The sequence below is a fragment of the Psychrobacter sp. PL19 genome (genome assembly GCF_017875835.1).
In the GTDB taxonomy this organism is placed as follows: Bacteria; Pseudomonadota; Gammaproteobacteria; order Pseudomonadales; family Moraxellaceae; genus Psychrobacter.
Map to the genome: position 1 here is coordinate 2,027,747 of NZ_JAGING010000001.1, position 19,620 is coordinate 2,047,366.

The window sequence follows — 19,620 nt, forward strand, 5'->3', positions numbered from 1 at the left end:
GGCCAGTATATGCGACTATTATCTGATAGCCCATCTCACACTCTGGCTGATAACAGTGTGGTGTGTTTGATGGCACCAACTGCTAGTGGTAAGACTGCGCTAGCTTATGAGCTGTATGACACAGGACGCTATGAGTTAATATCGGTAGACTCAGCGCTGATATATCGAGATATGAATATCGGCACCGCCAAGCCGACGAGTACTGAGCTACAAGGCTACCCGCATCACTTGGTAAATATTATTGATCCCATACAAAGTTATAGTGTGGCGGAGTTTGTCACGGACGTTGCGGGCCTTATTGATAGCTGTCACCAAAACGATAAAATACCCTTATTAATAGGGGGTACTATGATGTATTACATGGCGTTACTTGATGGGTTATCTCCTGTGCCAGACAGCAATGATAGTGTCCGTCAGCAAGTTGAGCAGTGGCGACAGGCTGAAGGTATCAGTACGCTGTACAGTTATCTTGGTAAGGTTGATCCTAGTAGCCATCAGCGCCTAAAGCCGGCAGATACCCAACGCATTACCCGTGCAGTTGAAGTATATCTACAAACGAATATCCCAATAAGCGACTGGCAGCGCAAACCTAAAAAAGCACTAGCGCATAATACTGCTCAGCAGTGGCATGCGTTAACAGTGATGCCCGATCGCGCATGGCTGCATACCCGTATTGAGCAGCGCCTTGATATCATGTGGCAAGAGGGATTGGTCGCCGAGGTTCTTGGTCTGCTTGAGCGTTATCCACTTACGCCAAACTTGCCCGCCATGCGTTGTGTTGGTTATCGCCAAGTATTAGAATATCTGGTACATGTTGACCATCCAGTATTTGCGCAGCCGCATCTAAATAAAGCCCTGTTTTATGACGCCTTTGAGCCGTTTGATGAAACGAATGCTAAGCAAGCTCAGCAAAATAACACGCGACAACAAACTAGGCATTCAATTGAGCCGAACAGTCCGCTTGAGGTACTCGCTTGTCAACAAATGCAAAATAAGGCATTATATGCTACAAGACAGTTAGCAAAACGTCAGTACACATGGCTACGCAAATTGACCCAATTGCCGAGTCTATCGTCAGGGATACCAAGTATATTTTCATCACCTAATACCATAAACAACCCTATGAATAGTGCTGTGGATAATCAAACAATCGTACAGCCATTCACGACGATGGCGCAGGCAAAGAACTATTTATTTTAGTAACGAACCGTTGTAACGACTGTTATATTGTTGATAGCTTGCTTGAGCAAAAGAATATTTGCGCTGAGTAAAGTAAAAATACACTAATTTCAGTGAAATAGGCTTTGAGTATGATAAAGGAGAAATGAATGACAATAAATCTCGAAGTACGAGACATATAACTGCTATAATTTAAAATCGCTAAAATGTTAATTATACTAATTAATTGTTTTTACTATTCGTTAGTATAAATTGATAGTTTTTTATAAAATATGTTATAGAAACAACTGGTTACTTAATTATTTACAATAATAATGTATTGAATATAGAGTAGAATTACTTAAGAAGACTTAGCATTTATTTAGATACGTTTTGTCAATAAAATTTATTATTGTATCTGCTTCTAACCCTTATAGTTAAACCAGCATTAAATTATAATTATACATACTATTTAGGAGAGATTTCATGTCAAAAGGACAAACCCTACAAGATCCGTTCTTGAACTCGCTGCGAAAAGATCGCATTCCTGTGTCTATTTTTTTAGTTAATGGTATTAAGTTACAAGGACAGATTGAGTCATTTGATCAATATGTGGTGCTGCTCAAAAATACAGTCAGTCAGATGGTATATAAACACGCTATTTCAACAGTTGTACCAGCGCGCAATCCCCGTGGTAGTAGCACAACAACGACAGCTGCTGGTAGTAGTACGCCCGCCCAAAGTACAGGTACAGCTGGCTATCAAGGTGGCAGCATGAGTGGTGGTTTTGAGCGCGAGAGCACTACTGGTACTAGCGCCGCTAGTGCGGGTGGTTTTGAAGAGCGCGGCTTTGCGTCTAATCGTAGCGGTTTTAATCGTGGTGGCTTTAGTCAGGGCCAAGATCGCGGCTTTGAACGTGGTAGCTTTGGTCAGAGTCCGGGTCAGAACCAAGATCGTGGCTTTGAGCGCGGCGGCTTTGGTCAAGACCGTGGGTTTGATGCGCCAACTGACAATCCTGACTCTGATGACAAACCAAAAGATGAGTCTAACGATGATTAGATAACAATAGATAAAAGTGCGGTTCAATAAGCGCTTCACTCAAGCGTACAGTATTAATGCATAACCTATTAAAGACAGACCTGCTATTATAGTTATAGTGGGTCTTTTTCGTATAAACAGCCCTATAATCTTCGACTGTAGCTACGTTGTTCTAGATTTTGCACTATATTATTAATATTGATTATAATATAGTAAAATATATCATTGATTCATTAAAAGTATTGAGCTATCCATGAGTAACCGTCCACATAATTTGACCCATGAACAATTTATTAGTACTGCTATCGACGCCATCAATACTGAAAAGGCAGCGTTGGCACTACTGACCGAACAAATAGATGATCGGTTTGCTCAGGCTTGCGATATCATTTTAGATTGTAAAGGGCGAGTGGTAGTGACTGGAATGGGGAAGTCTGGCCTGATTGGACGTAAGATAGCGGCGACTTTTGCTTCTACGGGTACGCCTGCTTTCTTTATGCATCCTGGTGAGGCAGGGCATGGCGATTTGGGCATGTTGGTACCAGGCGATGTGCTGCTGGCTATCTCCAATTCTGGTGAATCTAACGAAATCAAAATGCTGTTACCAGTGGTCAAGCGTTTAGGTATTCCTTTAATCAGTATTAGCCGAGATCAGCGCGGTATGCTACCGCGGGCAGCTGACATTGTGCTAACTCTGGGTAAATCGCAAGAAGCTTGTCCGCTGAATCTAGCGCCTACTTCAAGTACTACTGCCACCTTAGCGTTGGGAGACGCATTAGCAGTCGCCCTGGTACATGCACGCAACTTTACCTCAGAAGACTTTGCGTTGTCTCATCCTGCAGGCGCACTTGGGCGTCAGTTATTGACGCGGGTTGAGGACCTGATGCATACCACAACAGAGAATCTGCCAGTGGTTAACCAGCAATCGCCATTATGTAAAGCGCTATTTACTATGACTGACGGCCGCTTAGGGATGACGGTTGTGACCGATGACCAAGAAAAGGTGGTTGGGGTCTTTACTGATGGTGACCTGCGCCGAGGTTTAGAAAAAGGCATTGATCTTAATACCCCGATGCGTGAGCTAATGATTACTAATCCACGTCAAGTCAGTAAAACCATGCGCGCCTCAGATGCGCTAAGTGTCATGAACGAAAATTCTATCAGTCAATTATTGGTTATTGATGAGCAAGGCAGTTTGGAAGCCATTATTACCGTACATGATCTACTAAAAGCGGGCGTAAAATAAATAAGCTGCTCTATTATGAATTTAGTATCAAGCCTAATTATAAATACTCAGTACTTGATAATACCTATTAACCCATAAGCACTTATTAACTCATAAAAAATAACGCTCAAAAAATAGCCTTTAATAAGAGACGGATTATGCAAGACCTAATAAAAAAAGCTGGTCAAGTAAAGTTACTAGTAATGGATGTCGATGGTGTTTTATCCAATGGTCAGATTATTTATGACGCTAATGGGACTGAAACCAAAGCATTCTCAGTACAAGATGGTGTAGGGGTTAAGTCTTTAGCACGTTATGGTATTTTAACCGCCATCATTACTGGTCGCAGCAGTCCTATGGTCAATAAACGCGCCACTGAGATGGGGGTCGACTATGTGATACAAGGTCGTGATGATAAGCTGATCGCTTTAAACGAATTGCTTTCAACCCTTGATATTGATATTACTGATTGCGCCTACATGGGTGATGACTTGCCTGATATAAAAGCGATGCAAAGCGTTGGTTTCGCCGCTACTGTATCGAATGCGCATTCGGAGGTGATTAATCGCAGCGACATGGTTACTACTCGGGCAGGGGGTACTGGTGCGGTACGTGAAGTCTGTGATTTAATCTTAAAAGGTCACGGCCATTATCAAGACTTCATCGCGCACTATACTCTTGATAGCACGCAGACTCAGGCTAACATACAGGATAACTTGTCGTGAATACCCGCGTATTAATCGTTCTGGCTTTAATCATTGCCGGTATTGCTGGCTGGTTTTTTCAGCAACAAGGCGAGATAACACCGCCAGTGAATATAGAAGCAACCGATGTTGATTATGAAGCCACAGATATTAAGGCGGTACAGACTAATGAGCAAGGTGAAACTGAGTATGAACTCAATGCGGAATCATTAACTCATAACCCAGTAACCAATCAGGATGAAATGTCAGGTATCACCATGAACTGGGAGCCTTCAGCTGAGCAGCGCTACCAGATTGAGGCAGGCAGTGCCACCATTAATCAGCAAACGGGTGAGTTACGTCTAGCGGGTGGTTTTACTTTAGCCAGTGAAGACCAAGCAGGGGCGACGAATATTGAGCCTATTAAGGTGATTGGTCAAACGCTTAAAGGCAATACCAAATCACGGCAGGTTTATAGTGATGAACCGGTCAAAGTTGAACAAGGTATGAACCGTTTTGAGGCATCCAGTATGAAAGCCAATCTTGAAACCGGCGAATATGAATTTGGTCAGGTAGCGGTGAACTTTACCCCTGCTAAACGCCAAGATAAAGCGCTGTTTTAAGAATAAAAATCGCCTATAACCTATCTTAAGATGATTTATAATAAAGGATAAAAACCCTTAAAATACTATTTATGGCCACCATATCCTTAAAGCCATTATTTTTTAAAGCCACTATATATAGCCGCCATTGTTTACTAATTATCAAAAGAGTAATCGTTTATGAAATTTAACTTTTCGCCGGCTTTACGTTTGTTATCGACTTACTCTATTCAAGTACCGCATGGTGTACGTAGACTACCGATGGTAATGCTATTAGCGCTACCACTGTATAGCCACGCGTTGCCATCAGATGCCAACCAGTCTATTAAACTATTGGCAGACAAAGCTACTTATAGTGAAAGCACAGGGATTACCAGCTACTCTGGCAATGTTATTATCACCCAAGGCACGTTCAAGATGACTGCTGACAATATCACGGTAAATTTGTCGCAGCAGCGCAGCATTAATTCGGCAGTAGCGACTGGACGACCCGCGACTATGCAACAGGTTGTAACCCAAGAAAAAGGCTTAGCAAAAGGGCAAGCCAATAAAATTGACTACAATGCAGTGAACGGTATCGTCACCTTAACCGGTAATGCCAAGCTGGTACAAAATGGTGCGAGCTTTGCGGGTAATGTCATTCGCTATAGCCTAAAAGCGGGTGATGTGGAAGCGACTGCTGGCGGCAATCAGCGAGTAGAGCTGGTATTCCCACCCAATAATAACGCCAATCAGAGCAGCATACGTTAAGCCCTACACATAAAATCATGAGTACGCGTTAGCGCTTAAATTTTGCAATAGCATGAGTAAGTTATGAGTGATGATAAAAGTATTGACCCTTTAGTATCAACCAGTAATGCAGCACCTGTCGCACGTTTAACCATGCAAAATTTAGGTAAGCGCTATGGCAAACGTTGGGTAGTGAAGGATGTGTCGTTCTCTGTTGAGCAAGGCCAAGTTGTGGGCTTATTAGGCCCTAACGGCGCGGGCAAGACCACTAGTTTTTATATGGTAGTTGGCCTAGTCAACATGGACAAAGGCCGCGTCACACTAGGTAAAATGGACCTATCCAAATATGCCATGCATGAGCGTGCACGCGCGGGGATTGGCTATTTGCCACAAGAAGCCTCTGTTTTTCGCAAGTTATCTATCGAGGATAACATCTTGGCTATCTTGCAAACGCGTACAGAATTGAGTGCCGCCGAGCAGCGTCAAGAGCTTGAAAAGTTAATAGGCGAGTTCAATTTAGGCCACGTGCGTCAATCTTTAGGCATGAGTGTTTCAGGTGGTGAGCGTCGTCGTTGCGAAATTGCGCGCGCCTTGGCTGCTGACCCTAAGTTTATTTTGTTAGATGAGCCCTTTGCTGGGGTTGATCCTATCTCGGTTGGTGACATTAAAGAGGTAATCTTAACTCTAAAAAATCGTGGTATTGGGGTGTTAATCACTGATCATAATGTTCGTGATACATTAGCTATTTGCGAAAAGGCCTATATCGTTTCAGAAGGGGCTATTATTGCTGAGGGCACACCAGAAGACATTTTAGACAATGATTTAGTCAAATCTGTTTATTTAGGTAAAGACTTCCAAGTATAAAGCCGTCGGTCGCTATCAGTCTGATATGTGCTGGAATTAACTTTATGTATCGAAACGGACATTGCTCATCGCATCTTAATATTTATTATCATCTCTCTTAGCTATCACTATCGATCTTAAATATTGATAGCTGCCTCTGCTAGCAATCGCTAATATTCTATAAGCCAATGCTTTGTCATAAGCGACTACCGCTTACTCGTAACCTAAACAGTGACTTGAATAAGCGTAACGATATCCCATTATCCATCATTAATTGATACCCCGAATAAGGCTCATATACTATGTCAAAAAATAAAACTAGCTATGTTTGCCAGCATTGTGGTGCTCATTTTGGTAAGTGGGCGGGACAGTGTTCTGATTGTGGCGAATGGAACAGTTTAATTGAAGCGCCCAATGTCAGTATGCCGCACCATAATAAAACTACGGCTAAACCCGCTGTTCGCGCTGCTCCTCGTAGTACGGGCAACGGCAGCGTAGCACCTGCTGGGAACTATTCTGGCACACATAGTGCGGTCATGCCCCTTAATGCGGTGAGTGTGTCTTTAGATGCGCGTATGTCGACAGGGATTGGTGAGTTTGATCGCGTGCTGGGCGGTGGCCTGGTTGCCGGTTCAGTGGTGCTGATAGGTGGTGATCCAGGTATTGGTAAATCAACCATACTGCTCCAAACGGCTACTAATATGGCGCGTGCTGATTCATTGGCAGGTAGTGCGCTTTATGTCACTGGTGAAGAGTCACTCGCGCAAGTAGCGATGCGTGCTAGGCGGTTAGAGTTACCCGCAGATCGATTGCGGGTCTTGGCCGAAACCAATGTAGAAACCATTTGTGCGGCATTAACTCAAGAGCAGCCGGCCATTGCTATTATTGACTCCATTCAGACCATTTATACCGATGCGATTAATTCTGCGCCAGGCGGTGTCAGTCAAATTCGTGAGTCTGCCTCTATTCTGACCCGCTACGCTAAGCAAACTGGTACCTCACTGTTTCTGGTGGGTCATGTCACCAAAGAAGGCACGCTGGCAGGCCCACGGGTGCTCGAACATATGGTGGATACTGTATTATACTTTGAAGGGCAGTCTGACTCACGCTTTCGTATGATTCGCGCGGTCAAAAATCGCTTTGGTGCGGTTAATGAATTGGGTATTTTTGGTATGACTGATATGGGACTCAAGGAAGTGGCCAATCCATCTGCCATCTTTTTAAGTCGTTATGACAAGCCAGTCGCCGGTTCAGTAGTGATGGTCAGCCGCGAAGGTACACGCCCCTTGTTAGTCGAGGTACAGGCGCTAGTTGATGACTCACAAGGACAGCCAAGGCGTATGGCACTTGGGCTAGATTTTCAGCGTTTATCAATGCTGCTTGCGGTTATGCATCGGCATGGTGGTATCCATACTAGCGGACAAGACGTCTATGTCAACGTCGTTGGCGGGGTAAAGGTAATGGAAACTGGCTCTGATCTGGCTGTACTACTGGCTTGTGCCTCTAGTATTAAAGAAAAAGCACTACCGTCCTCATTAGCCGTCTTCGGCGAAGTGGGTTTATCCGGTGAAATTCGTCCTGTTCCCAACGGACAGGAGCGCTTAAAAGAAGCAATGAAGCATGGCTTTACCCATGCTATCGTTCCTAAGCCTAATGCACCTGCCGCTAATGCTGCTCAATTTAAGGGTATTACTGTAATAGCGGTAGAGCGGCTTGATGACGCTATTGAACGCGCATTTGAGCTATAGCGATAGTCTGCTTATTATACAGTCGATTCAATTTAAAAAAGACACAGTGCTATACACGACTCTCTTTTATTGTAAACTGACTATAAAGCGCTACTGTTTGTCATCGATAATCAAACCATCGATAATCCAGTGAACGACAATTAAATGATCTATACTTAAAAAATTTAAAATAAAATAGATAAAAAAAGCGCCTAACTTCTTACAAGTTAGACGCTTTTTTTATTGTTTAGATCTATATAGCTAAGGGGCTCTTTAAATCTACGGCCCTGAAACGCGTTCAATTGAGACGTTACCAACGCCTTTGGCAGTCATACCTAACTGCTTAGCAGCGCCATAAGACAGATCTAATACACGGTTACCTGAGAATGGGCCACGATCATTGACTTTTACCACCACACTTTTACCATTAGTCTTGTTAGTCACTTTGACATAGCAGTTCAAAGGTAGCGAACGATGAGCAGCGGTTAAACCATTCATATCGAAGATATCACCACTAGCTGTCTTGCGACCATGAAACTTACGACCATACCAAGAGGCTAGACCCGCTTGCTTAAATTTACTGACGGAGTTAGATGCTACCGCGGTTAGACGCTCTAATACGTCATCATCATTGGATAATTGGGTAGTATCTTTGGCCAGTAATGAACTGTTAATCGCCAATGATGCTGGCTGGCGGGCTGATTTAACTAAGCTTGATGCACCATCGTGCTGACGAGTAAGCTCACTTAGTACACGGTCGATATGAGAGGCGTTATCTTGAGACAAGGTCGCAAGAGTGTTTTTTGCTTCTACGGCATTGGCATTGGAGGCTATTGTAGAGCCAGCAAACAAAAACACTGACATTGTAAGTAGACCAGATAAACGCTTATTCATAAATACCTCTATAACATATACATTAGGAGCCAATCTAAAAATATTAGATGGCGCGTGGTAGCGTTAGACCAACCTAACACGACCGCATGCTCTAAAGCCTCTGAACCAATCTATAATAATTTATAACTATAATGGTTTATAAGAATTGGTACTGAATACTGGCTTTTATAGCTTCTAAAATATGGTAAGTTTTTCGTTTCATCATTATAGTCTTGCAGACGGTAACAAATATCTGCAGACACTTATGATAGGCTCGAGTGTGGGTTAGCAACATCAACAAAATACGTACTATCGGCACTAGAAGAGTTTGATAAGTTCAATGCTGATACTACGCTATATTTGTCTAGTATATGAGCTTTTTTATAACGCTAAATTAATAAAAGGTTTAAGAGGTTTTGCCTGTTGCTTTGTTGGTAAACCGTTAATTAAGTAGTGTATTTGAAAGCTCAGGTTTTATAATCTGCCAACTATACTGATAAGCTGCAACTCGAATATAATTAAATGCTAACTTTGTTAGTAGCTGTGTACAGATTATGTATCGAAGTACAGTGAAACGAGAGTAACGCAAATTTTTGTAAAAAACAAGTATTAAAACTCATAAGAATTCATTAACAATAGCTGTGCTATTAAGGAGACAAAGGTACAACTATTGTTTATATTAACCTAATAAAAACAATAGCTTGCAAGACCGATAACACGAAATAGAACATGGTTATCTAAAAGGATTATTCAGAGAAAAGTACAAATAAAAGATTATTATTTAATATTACATTGGCTTAAATAACTCTATTTACCACGTTATAATCAATACTTGTCCGTTTTCTATGTTTCCATCTTAAGGGTACTATTAGCTTAGTTTTATTTTTTCAAGGCTTTTATTTAGTGCTCTCAAACTGTTGTTTTAAGACCCCAAAATCCACCCTAAAGATGCCTTAAAGATATTCTAAAGCTATTTTAAGCCTTAAAATGACTGGCTGTTTTTCGTTATCACTCACTATTTATTATTCAATTTAGGCATTATTTGTTGATATGGAAGCAGCCAGTTAGCTCGATGTATGGGTGTTAATTGACATCAGTAATCCAAACCCGGCCATCAAAGTTACAATTGCGGTGCCCCCATAACTGATAAAGGGTAGAGGAACACCAACGACTGGCAAAATACCACCGACCATGCCAACATTAACAAACACGTAAACAAAAAATGACATGGCAATAGCGCCTGCTAACAATCGGCTATAAGTATCAGGGTGGGTAAAGGCAATATATAATGCGCGTGTCAGTAGACAAGCATAAATAAACATTAGCAGTATCACGCCTAATAGACCGAACTCTTCAGAGAAAGCGGCAATAATAAAGTCGGTATGGCCCTCTGGCAAAAAGTGTAGGTGCGACTGTGTGCCTTCTAAATAACCTTTTCCGGTAAGACCACCTGAACCGATCGCGGTTTTGGACTGAATAATATTCCAGCCAGCGCCTTGAACATCAGCTTCAGGATTGAACAAGGTTAATACCCGCGTGCGCTGGTAATCATGTAATAAAAAGTGCCAAACAAAGGTTACTAAGGGTACCGATAGCGCTAGCGCGCCTGAGATCATCCACCATGACAGCCCTGCCAAAAACAACACGAATAAACCACTGGCGGCTACTAACAGCGAGGTGCCAAGATCAGGCTCTCTAGCGATTAATAATACTGGAATGGCAATAAGGCCCAGCGTTATCGCAACACTAGATAACGACGGTGGCAGATCGCGCTTGGATAAAAACCAGGCACACATCATTGGCATACCAAGTTTCATAAATTCTGAGGGCTGCACACTGCCAAAACCTGGCAAATTAATCCAGCGTTGCGCACCCATCCGCACCTCGCCAATGATGTCAACCAGCACCAGCAGCACCAAGCCTAAGACATAAAATACAGGCGTAAAAGCGCGGTAAATACTGGGCGGCACTTGCGCCATGGCAAACATCACCCCAAACGCCACGCCATAACTAACAATCTGGCGGATGACCATGCTGTTGTCTTGGCTCGAGGCACTATACAAGATTGTTAAACCAATGCAGCAAACGGTTAGTAAAAGTAGGGTCAACCAGGGATCAACATGAATACGCTGCCATAGCGTTTGTTCATGACGTTGACCAAGGTGATGGCTTTGGCGCGAAAAGCGATACTGCGGGCTAGAAGACATAGGCAGAATAGGATTAAAAATTAGCGTTAGCAAAAGTTATATTAATTAAAAAATTAGCGATCAGCCAGTGGCTTTAAGGCGGTAATGCCAAGTCGTTGATTTCAATAAATGGTAATGAATAAAGTAACGTGATGGTAAGAAAGTAACGTAACTATAAAAATTATAAGGATAAGTGTTACTAATAAACGCGTTGTGGTTCATTAGAGTCAATAGTTTAGCCTGCTTGAGCAAAATTTGATAGTATCGATAAAATGTTTTTAGTAGTAGTTGCCCGCAATGACAAATATAAAAAATCATGCCCATAGCCATATCTATAATTCTGCTCACAACACTGCTAATAATCAGCTGACATCAGCATGGGTACCACCTTTAAAAACTTTTTTCTCTACTATTGCTAAGCCCGTGATTGCCTTGCTTGTCTGTACTGGCAGTATCAGCGTACAGGCGGCTATTATAAGTGATAATAGCGAGCGCCGCATTGAAGTACGCTATGGCAGTAATAGTAATAGCGGCAGCAGTAACGCTTATATCGCACCTGCTACTGGTGCAGTAAATGATAGCGCCAGCGGCGTTACTATTTTGAGTAGCAATAGGCTAAGCGGCGATAGCTTGCAAGGGCTTATCCAACAAAAACAGCGCGAGTTTGAGTATGATGCCAAGCTATCCATAGAAGAAAGCCAGCGCGTTAATATAAATAGGCGTACGTCGACTTACAACACTACCTATAGCACTAACAATAATAGCTATAATAACCCTGTTGCTGTGGATTTTAACAGTTGGCTCAATAGCGACCGTTACCGTGCCCAGCAAGTAAATAACTATCAAGGCTACCTCAGCTCACAAGTTGGCGCTCAAAACGTCCCACCACTCTCTCAGCTATTGACGACTGCCCGTAGCTGGGATAAATGCGGCTACGAGCCGTATCAGCTACCGCCGCAAGAGCTGTGGTCAAATATTGTACCTACGTTACGGCTGTATAGTGCGCTAAAAATCCAAGGAATTTTACCCGCAAGCAGTGAAATTCGTTCGGTATATCGTAGTCCGGGTCTCAATGGTTGTGCGGGTGGCGCTGATGGTAGTAAGCACATGACCGCAGGAGCGATAGATATTTGGGTGCCTGAATACGAGAATAATTTATGGCGACTCAATAATATGCAGGATAGTTTGTGTCAGTTCTGGCAGTATCAAGGCGAGTCTTATAACTTTGGGCTTGGACTCTATTCGACGGGTGCCATTCATCTAGATAGCCAAGGTTATCGTAAATGGGGTTTTAATCATGCCAGTAGCAGCTCTGCATGTCGCTATTAGACCGATAAATCTCAACTTGTAAAGACATATTGATAAAGACAAGCCCAGCTATCGAATAGAACTTACTCAAAAATAGATAACATACCGCTTACAAAGACTCAATTTTTGACATAAAGAGTCAATTTGAGACAAGAAAAGGTAAAATAAGGACTAATAAATTTACATGCTGCTAAAAGCAATAACATCCTAGGACGCTATATTTTATAATAATTGTTCTTAATAATTAATTCTATAAGCATTTTATTTTTTAACGCTGTGTTTTATAATAAAAATAAGATAAACAGGTTTGTCCTGAGTGATATTTATAAAAAATCTATGCTCGGCTATAGTAAGATTTCGTAAGTTAAACGTCATGGAACCAATTATTTTGCCATCAAACCCTTTGTACATAGCCCTGCTCAGCGCGGCTATTCTCACAGTTTTTCTTAGCAACGCCTGTAGTCCAGACACGTCTCCCGAAAAAAAAGCTGATATCAAAGCGGCGACTGCCCATAAGAGTCAACAAGGTATTGAAGACGGTATCAATAACTCTTATGCGCGTTTGGCATCCAAGCACGCTGATATCTGTCCCAAGTTACTACAAAAAGACGTGGACAATAATACTATCAAGCGCAGCGCTGAAGTCATGGTAGACAACTATTGTGATTACTTCTTATATCCGCAAACTGGACAACATATCGCAGTCGCTCTTGATAACCAACAAATCGAAGCCTTATTGATTGTGCCGACTTTGCATGACTTCGCCAATGGTGATTATCAGGTCGCCTCCTATGACAGACACGTCATTCGCTTGGCCTATAATGGCGTGACCTATAAACCGCAACGCTTAGTTTATGATGTGGCCGTAACCGTTACTGACTAAGCTACTATATCAACGAATAGCAGTATGTTCTTACAAGCTGTTATCTATACTACTCTTTTTATCATCAACGCTTTATAAGCCTATTTATCAGCGTTTTTCTGCCAAGGATCATCTTGCCCAACCGTCACAATCAAAAATTTATCTGGCTTAAGGGTATCGCGCATGGTCTGGTTAACCCCCGCTAACTGCACTCGATCAATACGGTTGACATAATCGGTCAAGTAACTGTCTGGCAGTTGATAAAAATTCATCATTCCGAGTAAGCTGTTTATCCCCGCATTACTGGCAAAACTCATCGGAAAGCTATTCTTTAGATTATCGGTAGTCAGACGCATCTCAGCGCTGGTGATACCCTGGTCTAAAGTGTCATTGATAACGTCTAGACTGGCGTCAATCGCTGCACGTGCCTTGTCATTGCGAGTAGCAAAGCCAATTTGATAGGGCCCACGCGCTAGCATTGGACTCATAGATCCTGAAATACCATAAGTATAACCAAGATTTTGGCGAATTTCGGTCATTAACCGCGCATTAAAATCGCCACCTGCCAATACGTCATTACCAATCGCAAAGTTAGTCTGTTGCTGCTGTGCTTTAGGGTCAGTGGCGCGTTTATCGCCCAATTGCCCCATCAATACTGTGGTCTGAGAGCTTGGGAAAGGGATATGGATACGCTGTGCTTTGTCGAGAGTTTTAGGTTCGGGCAAGACAGCGGCAGCCTTGCCGATAGGCAGGTTAGCAGTAACCTCTTCAGCAAGCGCTTTAGCTTGAACTAGTGTTAAATTACCAGTCATGGCAAGCGAGGCATTAGCTGCCACTAAATAGTTTTTTTGAAAGTCCGTTAAGTCCTTTCTTACAATACTTGGTACACTTTCGAGCGTACCGGAAGAGGGGTGCGCATAAGGGTGTTTACCATATAATGCTTGGCTAAAAGCAAGGCTGGCAAGGCTGCTGGGGTCCTGTTTTTGTTGCTGTAATCCAACCAATAAACGTGCTTTATTACGCGCGAGGATTTCTGGATCAAAGGTTGGTTTAGTCAGCATTTGAGTCATCAAGTCAACGGCCGGTAGTAGGTGCTTATCGTCAGATAGACTGCGCAGTGAGACGATAAACATATCTTTGTACGCACCACTACTTAGATTAATACCCAAGGTTTCAACCGCGCGGGTAAATTCGTTCTCGTCTAAGCTCTGGGTACCCTGAGTGAGCATAGTGGCGGTCATATTAGCAATACCAAAGCCCTCTGAACGTACATCACCATCACGGGCGCTACCAGCATTGAAGCGTAAATCTATATCGACAATAGGTAATGCTGCCGCGCGTACAAAAGACACTGGAACGCCCGCTGTGGTTTTAAAATGTTCAACATTCGGCACGGTCACTTGTAAAGGTTTGACGTTATCAAGGCTACTCAGTTTCGACAAGGCTGCAATGGGTGCATTGGCGTCGATTGCAGCTGATGAGGCGCGCGCGTCCGTTGCACCAGCAGAATCTGCATAAGCGGGCAGAGTCAACGTTACTAAGCCTATAGCTATACCCATACTCATATAGGACAGCTGCTTAGATTTAGAAACTGTTGACCGTGTTGAGTTTGGTATGTGGGCTAGAGCTGTTTTCTTTGTCGTGAATTTAGAAGTCTTATGAGTCATATCTTTCTTCTTAGTATAAGTGTTCTTAGAAAAGTGGCATAGCGCAAAAAGTATAGTTAGAGCTAGTTTTGGAATTTATTTCTAGTTATTATCTTCAGACTTGCTTGCTTCAACTTGAGCCTTTTCGTCTTTAGGCGGTATGATATGCATCACTGTCAAATTATCTTTTATCAGATACTTTTTACTAGCCGCTTGAATATCAGCAACTGTTATGCCGTCAAGTTTGGTAGGTAGAGTCGCCAGTAGGCGGTCATCAAGCCCGATAGATTGTAGAGAGCCAATCATGCGTGCTTGTCCTTCCATACTGTCTTGCGCATAAATTAGTCCGGTGACGGTATTGGTCTTCGCGCGACTAATCTCATCAGCTTGAATCGGGTCGGTGCCAAGCTTATCAATTTCAGTCATGATAGCCTGCTGCACCTGCTCCAAGCTCACGCCTTCACGCGGTGTCGCTTGAACCAAAAACAACCCATCACCACGATCTAGTAAGTTATAAGAGGTGCCAACCGTTGTCAACAGTCCTCGCTCACGTATCAATCTGCTCTCTAGGCGCGCTGATAGACCACCATCTAGGACATCTTGGGCAAGCGATAAGGCGTAGGCTTGTTTTTCACCCTCTGCGCCAGCGGTCAGTAAACTGGGTACGTTATACCCCATCAATAACACCGGTACCTGTACCGCTTGCTCGGAGTTCACTTGCTTATAACCACGAAACCCTGGTTGGCTCACTGCTGGCCGCTTAGGAAGCTTGCTGGTAGGTAGCTTGCCAAAATAACGTTTAACTTGCGCTAACACTTCTTGTGGCTCAACATCACCCACAATGACTAGGGTGGCGTTATTGGGCGCGTACCAGGTCTTATACCAGTCTTTCAACTCCGACAGTTCAATTGATTTAAGCTCTGCCATCGGTCCAATGACCGACTCACCTTTAGGGCTATCAGGTAGGGCTAGCAAGCGAAATGACTCATATGCTTTAGCAAGGGGATTGTCATCGGTACGTTGGCGGCGCTCTTCCATAACCACTTGATGCTCTTTTGCAAAGGCGGCCTCATCAAAGATCAAGTTGGTCATACGGTCCGCTTCTAGCTCTAGTGCTAATGGCAGGCGATTGGCCGGAAACAGCTCGTAATAGCCGGTATAGTCATAACTGGTAAAGGCATTATTGACCCCGCCAAACTTGGCAATCAAGCGTTCATAGTCATCGCTTGATACATTGCTTGTACCCTTAAACATCATATGCTCAAGTAAGTGGGAGATACCGCCTTTATCGAGAGGTTCATCTGTCGAGCCCACTCGATACCAGATTTGAGTCATCACTACCGGCGCGCGATGGTCTTCTTTAACAATAATTTTTAGGCCATTATCTAGCTGAAATTCATGACGCCCTGACATGTCTATCGCTAAGTCTGATTTATCACTCGAATTGGATATTTCTAACGCTGGCATGACAGCTGTCACATCAGATTGTGTTGTTTGCTTAAGGGTAGTGGTTTGACAAGCAGTCAGGGTAGCGACCGATGTTAAAGATAGCGCTAGGGTACAAGCAATGCGCAACGTTATAGATGGTGACATAGTATGTTCTACTTATAAAAATGACGATTGAATGTAGTGACTGTAAAATATAGTGACTTTGAAATATAGTGACTTTGAAACATAGTGACTTTAAAACATAGTATCTCTAAAAAACAGTATCTCTAAAAAACAGCAACTTTAAAAATAGCGATAAGCTGTATTATAAAGCATTCTTTATATCAGAAATTAAAATGGCTGTTGGTTCGAGCGCTTGCAGCGTGTTACAACCTACCGTCAAAAAAGATAAAACAGCGATAATGAGTGGCAAGGTTATTTTAGTAGCGTTCATGTTTTTGATATCTTTCGATTGATATTTGCATCCCAATAAATGTACGGGTTTTGATAAGTGTGACTGCATTGAAGACGACATGATAGGGTCTACTTATAAAAATGACGATTGAACATATTAGTGCTAAAACCTGCAATAACCAAAACCTGCAATCACTAAATTTTGTAATAAAAAGTGTTACAACGACTTATGGGCACCGACTAGGACAGTAGCGGTTGGCTTAAACTCGTGGGTAGTGCTACAACCGGTCGTTAAAAAGACTGATGCTACTATGGTAAACATTAAACTGGCCCGTATCCATTTTTTAGAGTTTACTGTGGAGGTCTGAGTTTTTGGCGTCTGACGGGGCAAATAAGACTGCATCATTGATGGCATAAAAGTTCCTAGTAAAAGACCGGCATAAAGACCGGCAGCTGGCTCACGACTCAATACCAAATAATAGCGTAATGAAGACTAGCAAACTGTAGCGAAGTTTAACCTAGCAAGGGTCATATTTTTGTGTCCAAACCTTAATACAAGCTTTCTGAGAGTATTTGTATCACTTAGCAATCCTCTATTATTGTGTTGAATGAGGGTAGTCTGAATTATGCTAAACTATGACAAAAATCATTTCTCATTTGGAATGCTACAAACAACGACTTTGCAATAAACAGCTTATTGAATAACAAACAGCTTATTGAATAACAAACAGCTTACTGACATTGATAACTTTTAGGGCCCGCTCATGAATAATGTAAATAATAGCAATCGCGTCGTCATCAATCTAGATGGTAACCTTGATGATCTAGATGATGATGATATCACTTTACCTAGTATGCCGACGCAATCTGTGCCCATTATTGATGAGCAAGACTCTCAGTCTGAAACTCAAATATCCGGTGACAATAGCGCCCAGGAAAAGCCACAAGAGGCTAAGACAGTAGACTCACAAGCACTAGGCACAGAACATCTGATCACAGAACCTTCAAGCACCGAATCTCTAAGCCCTGATGCGGCAGAAGATATCGCATTAGGCACACCGATCGTGTCACCAGAAGTCAAAAGTAAGATTGAAAGTACAGCGCCTAGTGACAGTCAGCTAAAGAACCAGCCAGACACAGACACTCCGCTAAAAGACGAAACCGCGCCAGCGGTCACACCGTTAATGCCTCTGCAAGAACAGTTAGGCGATAATGGCAGTGCTCAGTCTAAAAGTGGTGACGCTGAACTATCTAAAGTAGAGCCGTCTGAAGTAGAACTAGAAGATGAACCGCAAGGCCGTCAAAAAGGCAGCTGGTTTAACCGCATGAAGTCGGGACTGACCAAATCGCGTAAGAATTTAGCTGAAGGTATGGTTAATATTCTTATCGGTGGTAAAGAGATTGATGACGAGCTATTAGAAGAGGTCGAAGATCAGTTATTGGTTGCCGATATTGGGGTTAATGCGACCAATCGTATTATCAAAAGCTTGACTGAACAAACCACGCGTGGCGATTTGATTTACGCCCACTCTCTATATAAAGCATTACAAACTGAACTGGTCGACATCCTAACGCCAAAAGTGGCGCCGCTCATTATTGATAGCAGCAAAAAACCATTTGTTATCTTAGTGGTCGGTGTCAATGGTGTGGGCAAGACTACTACTATTGGTAAGCTGGCCAAGCGTTTGCAAGGTGAGGGTAAGTCAGTCATGCTGGCTGCTGGTGATACCTTCCGCGCCGCCGCTACTGAACAGCTACAAATTTGGGGCGAGCGTAATAATATTCCGGTGGTCGCGCAAGGTCACGGTTCCGACAGCGCTTCGGTAATCTTCGATGCGATGCAGTCTGCTAAAGCAAAAAATATTGACGTACTAATAGCAGATACTGCTGGGCGCCTACAAAATAAAACCCACCTGATGACGGAGCTTGAAAAAGTAGTGCGGGTCATGCGTAAATCTGATCCAACTGCACCGCATGAAGGTATGATTATTCTTGATGCCGGCACGGGACAAAATGCTATCAATCAAGTTGAACTGTTTAATAAAGTGGTGCCACTAACGGGTATCACGATCACTAAACTAGATGGTACGGCTAAAGGTGGCGTCGTGTTTAATATCGCGGAAACTACAGATGTTCCTATTCGCTATATTGGGGTGGGCGAGACGATTGATGATTTGCGTGCGTTTAGTCCGAAACAGTTTGTTGCCGCGTTATTTGAGACGGATGAGCAATAAACATCAGTTAGGCTTAGCATAGATAATATACTTATTAGTAGGGTGGATAATATGATTATAACGCACGTTACAGTGCCCGATATTGCTGCTTATCACCATGATAATGAGCAACTGTCTAAGGCGGCACTATTGCTGGGCAGTCATACTATCGACGGTACGGCAAAGTTAGTTTGGTGTAAATGGTTAGGAGCAGATGAGCATTGGCAAGATAAAATTAAGCTATCCTCTTTGGCGAAGCATTATAATTTTGACATTATGGATACTGAGTTTGTAGAGGCTGAGCAGCTTGTTTCTGGCTGCATCGAGCAGCAGCTACTATTAACCAGTATTGCCCAATTGCAGCAATACCTGCAAGGAACACGCCGTAGCTTTGACTTGCCGATTGATACCACCCTAGGTACTGAGTTTCAACAAAAGGTATGGAGAGCGCTACAAAAAATACCTTATGGTCAAACCATCAGTTACGCTAAATTAGCTGATAATATTGGCCAGCCCACGGCATTTCGAGCTGTCGCTAACGCTAATGGTAAAAACCCATTTAGCGTGACTATTCCTTGTCATCGGGTGATTGCCAGTGATGGTAAGCTCGGCGGTTATACAGGTGGGTTGGATAAAAAGGAATATCTGCTCGCGCTTGAAGGCATTACCTGTAAAGCATGAAGTT

16 protein-coding genes and 1 pseudogene are annotated in these 19,620 nt (G+C 42.9%); 12 read left to right on the forward strand and 5 right to left on the reverse strand.

Features of this window, described 5'->3' with window-relative positions:
* The first annotated feature begins 9 nt into the window (after nt 1-9).
* The 8 genes from miaA (at nt 10) to radA (ending at nt 8,026) form a co-directional block, all read left to right on the forward strand.
* Nucleotides 10-1,200, forward strand: a complete 1,191-nt coding sequence (gene miaA / locus H4W00_RS08250) for a tRNA (adenosine(37)-N6)-dimethylallyltransferase MiaA (RefSeq protein WP_209957128.1) — start codon at nt 10-12, stop codon at nt 1,198-1,200.
* A 444-nt stretch (nt 1,201-1,644) separates the two neighbouring features.
* On the forward strand, nt 1,645-2,217 hold the full coding sequence (hfq, locus tag H4W00_RS08255) for an RNA chaperone Hfq (protein ID WP_209957130.1): 573 nt from the start codon (nt 1,645-1,647) through the stop codon (nt 2,215-2,217).
* 232 nt (nt 2,218-2,449) lie between these two features.
* Nucleotides 2,450-3,442 (forward strand): KpsF/GutQ family sugar-phosphate isomerase, encoded by a 993-nt coding sequence (locus tag H4W00_RS08260; RefSeq protein ID WP_209957132.1) that lies wholly within the window; start codon nt 2,450-2,452, stop codon nt 3,440-3,442.
* 137 nt (nt 3,443-3,579) lie between these two features.
* Entirely contained in the window at nt 3,580-4,146 is a 567-nt protein-coding gene (locus H4W00_RS08265; protein WP_209957135.1) for a KdsC family phosphatase, read from the forward strand.
* Nucleotides 4,143-4,727 carry an LPS export ABC transporter periplasmic protein LptC gene (gene lptC, locus H4W00_RS08270; protein ID WP_209957137.1) on the forward strand — a complete coding sequence of 195 codons (585 nt, stop codon included), beginning with the start codon at nt 4,143-4,145 and terminating at the stop codon, nt 4,725-4,727. Before H4W00_RS08265 ends, lptC begins: the two co-directional genes overlap by 4 nt.
* A 159-nt stretch (nt 4,728-4,886) precedes the next feature.
* Nucleotides 4,887-5,456: a lipopolysaccharide transport periplasmic protein LptA gene (gene lptA, locus H4W00_RS08275; protein WP_209957140.1), complete on the forward strand. Its 570-nt coding sequence runs from the start codon at nt 4,887-4,889 to the stop codon at nt 5,454-5,456.
* Nucleotides 5,457-5,588: 132 nt separating this feature from the next.
* Nucleotides 5,589-6,299 carry an LPS export ABC transporter ATP-binding protein gene (gene lptB / locus H4W00_RS08280; RefSeq protein ID WP_209959086.1) on the forward strand — a complete coding sequence of 237 codons (711 nt, stop codon included), beginning with the start codon at nt 5,589-5,591 and terminating at the stop codon, nt 6,297-6,299.
* Between the two features lie 281 nt (nt 6,300-6,580).
* On the forward strand, nt 6,581-8,026 hold the full coding sequence (gene radA, locus H4W00_RS08285; protein WP_209957142.1) for a DNA repair protein RadA: 1,446 nt from the start codon (nt 6,581-6,583) through the stop codon (nt 8,024-8,026).
* A 258-nt stretch (nt 8,027-8,284) separates the two neighbouring features.
* Here the strand turns inward: radA and H4W00_RS12755 are convergent.
* Together H4W00_RS12755 and rodA are read right to left on the reverse strand one after the other, a co-directional pair.
* Nucleotides 8,285-8,626 (reverse strand): annotated as a pseudogene (locus tag H4W00_RS12755) (septal ring lytic transglycosylase RlpA family protein); the annotation flags it as partial.
* Nucleotides 8,627-9,942: 1,316 nt separating this feature from the next.
* Nucleotides 9,943-11,085, reverse strand: a complete 1,143-nt coding sequence (gene rodA, locus H4W00_RS08295) for a rod shape-determining protein RodA (RefSeq protein ID WP_209957147.1) — start codon at nt 11,083-11,085, stop codon at nt 9,943-9,945.
* Between the two features lie 276 nt (nt 11,086-11,361).
* Between rodA and H4W00_RS08300 the strand changes: the two genes are divergently transcribed.
* On the forward strand, nt 11,362-12,393 hold the full coding sequence (locus tag H4W00_RS08300; protein ID WP_209957149.1) for a D-Ala-D-Ala carboxypeptidase family metallohydrolase: 1,032 nt from the start codon (nt 11,362-11,364) through the stop codon (nt 12,391-12,393).
* Between the two features lie 352 nt (nt 12,394-12,745).
* Nucleotides 12,746-13,255 (forward strand): hypothetical protein, encoded by a 510-nt coding sequence (locus H4W00_RS08305; protein ID WP_209957151.1) that lies wholly within the window; start codon nt 12,746-12,748, stop codon nt 13,253-13,255.
* A gap of 80 nt (nt 13,256-13,335) precedes the next feature.
* On the opposite strand, the gene H4W00_RS08310 is transcribed toward H4W00_RS08305, so the two are convergent.
* The 3 genes from H4W00_RS08310 to H4W00_RS08320 all read right to left on the reverse strand — a co-directional run bounded on the left by H4W00_RS08310 (nt 13,336) and on the right by H4W00_RS08320 (nt 17,137).
* Nucleotides 13,336-14,799 (reverse strand): M16 family metallopeptidase, encoded by a 1,464-nt coding sequence (locus H4W00_RS08310; RefSeq protein WP_334684926.1) that lies wholly within the window; start codon nt 14,797-14,799, stop codon nt 13,336-13,338.
* Nucleotides 14,800-14,982: 183 nt separating this feature from the next.
* The gene (locus tag H4W00_RS08315) at nt 14,983-16,473 is read right to left on the reverse strand and encodes a M16 family metallopeptidase (RefSeq protein WP_209957154.1); all 1,491 of its coding nucleotides are present in this window, start codon (nt 16,471-16,473) and stop codon (nt 14,983-14,985) included.
* A 466-nt stretch (nt 16,474-16,939) separates the two neighbouring features.
* A complete protein-coding gene (locus tag H4W00_RS08320) occupies nt 16,940-17,137 on the reverse strand; it encodes a hypothetical protein (RefSeq protein ID WP_209957155.1) in 198 nt (65 codons plus the stop codon).
* A gap of 910 nt (nt 17,138-18,047) precedes the next feature.
* On the opposite strand from H4W00_RS08320, the gene ftsY reads away from it, so the two are divergent.
* Together ftsY and H4W00_RS08330 are read left to right on the forward strand one after the other, a co-directional pair.
* Entirely contained in the window at nt 18,048-18,956 is a 909-nt protein-coding gene (gene ftsY / locus H4W00_RS08325; RefSeq protein ID WP_209959090.1) for a signal recognition particle-docking protein FtsY, read from the forward strand.
* A 51-nt stretch (nt 18,957-19,007) separates the two neighbouring features.
* Nucleotides 19,008-19,616, forward strand: a complete 609-nt coding sequence (locus H4W00_RS08330) for a methylated-DNA--[protein]-cysteine S-methyltransferase (RefSeq protein ID WP_209957156.1) — start codon at nt 19,008-19,010, stop codon at nt 19,614-19,616.
* The last annotated feature ends 4 nt before the right edge of the window (nt 19,617-19,620 follow it).

Coding starts and splice junctions, on each gene's coding strand:
- miaA (WP_209957128.1), top strand. CDS start 10: ATGCGACTATTATCTGATAGCCCATCTCACACTCTGGCTGATAACAGT.
- hfq (WP_209957130.1), top strand. CDS start 1,645: ATGTCAAAAGGACAAACCCTACAAGATCCGTTCTTGAACTCGCTGCGA.
- H4W00_RS08260 (WP_209957132.1), top strand. CDS start 2,450: ATGAGTAACCGTCCACATAATTTGACCCATGAACAATTTATTAGTACT.
- H4W00_RS08265 (WP_209957135.1), top strand. CDS start 3,580: ATGCAAGACCTAATAAAAAAAGCTGGTCAAGTAAAGTTACTAGTAATG.
- lptA (WP_209957140.1), top strand. CDS start 4,887: ATGAAATTTAACTTTTCGCCGGCTTTACGTTTGTTATCGACTTACTCT.
- lptB (WP_209959086.1), top strand. CDS start 5,589: ATGCAAAATTTAGGTAAGCGCTATGGCAAACGTTGGGTAGTGAAGGAT.
- radA (WP_209957142.1), top strand. CDS start 6,581: ATGTCAAAAAATAAAACTAGCTATGTTTGCCAGCATTGTGGTGCTCAT.
- rodA (WP_209957147.1), bottom strand. CDS start 11,085: ATGTCTTCTAGCCCGCAGTATCGCTTTTCGCGCCAAAGCCATCACCTT.
- H4W00_RS08300 (WP_209957149.1), top strand. CDS start 11,362: ATGACAAATATAAAAAATCATGCCCATAGCCATATCTATAATTCTGCT.
- H4W00_RS08305 (WP_209957151.1), top strand. CDS start 12,746: ATGGAACCAATTATTTTGCCATCAAACCCTTTGTACATAGCCCTGCTC.
- H4W00_RS08310 (WP_334684926.1), bottom strand. CDS start 14,799: ATGAGTATGGGTATAGCTATAGGCTTAGTAACGTTGACTCTGCCCGCT.
- H4W00_RS08315 (WP_209957154.1), bottom strand. CDS start 16,473: ATGTCACCATCTATAACGTTGCGCATTGCTTGTACCCTAGCGCTATCT.
- H4W00_RS08320 (WP_209957155.1), bottom strand. CDS start 17,137: ATGCCATCAATGATGCAGTCTTATTTGCCCCGTCAGACGCCAAAAACT.
- ftsY (WP_209959090.1), top strand. CDS start 18,048: ATGAAGTCGGGACTGACCAAATCGCGTAAGAATTTAGCTGAAGGTATG.
- H4W00_RS08330 (WP_209957156.1), top strand. CDS start 19,008: ATGATTATAACGCACGTTACAGTGCCCGATATTGCTGCTTATCACCAT.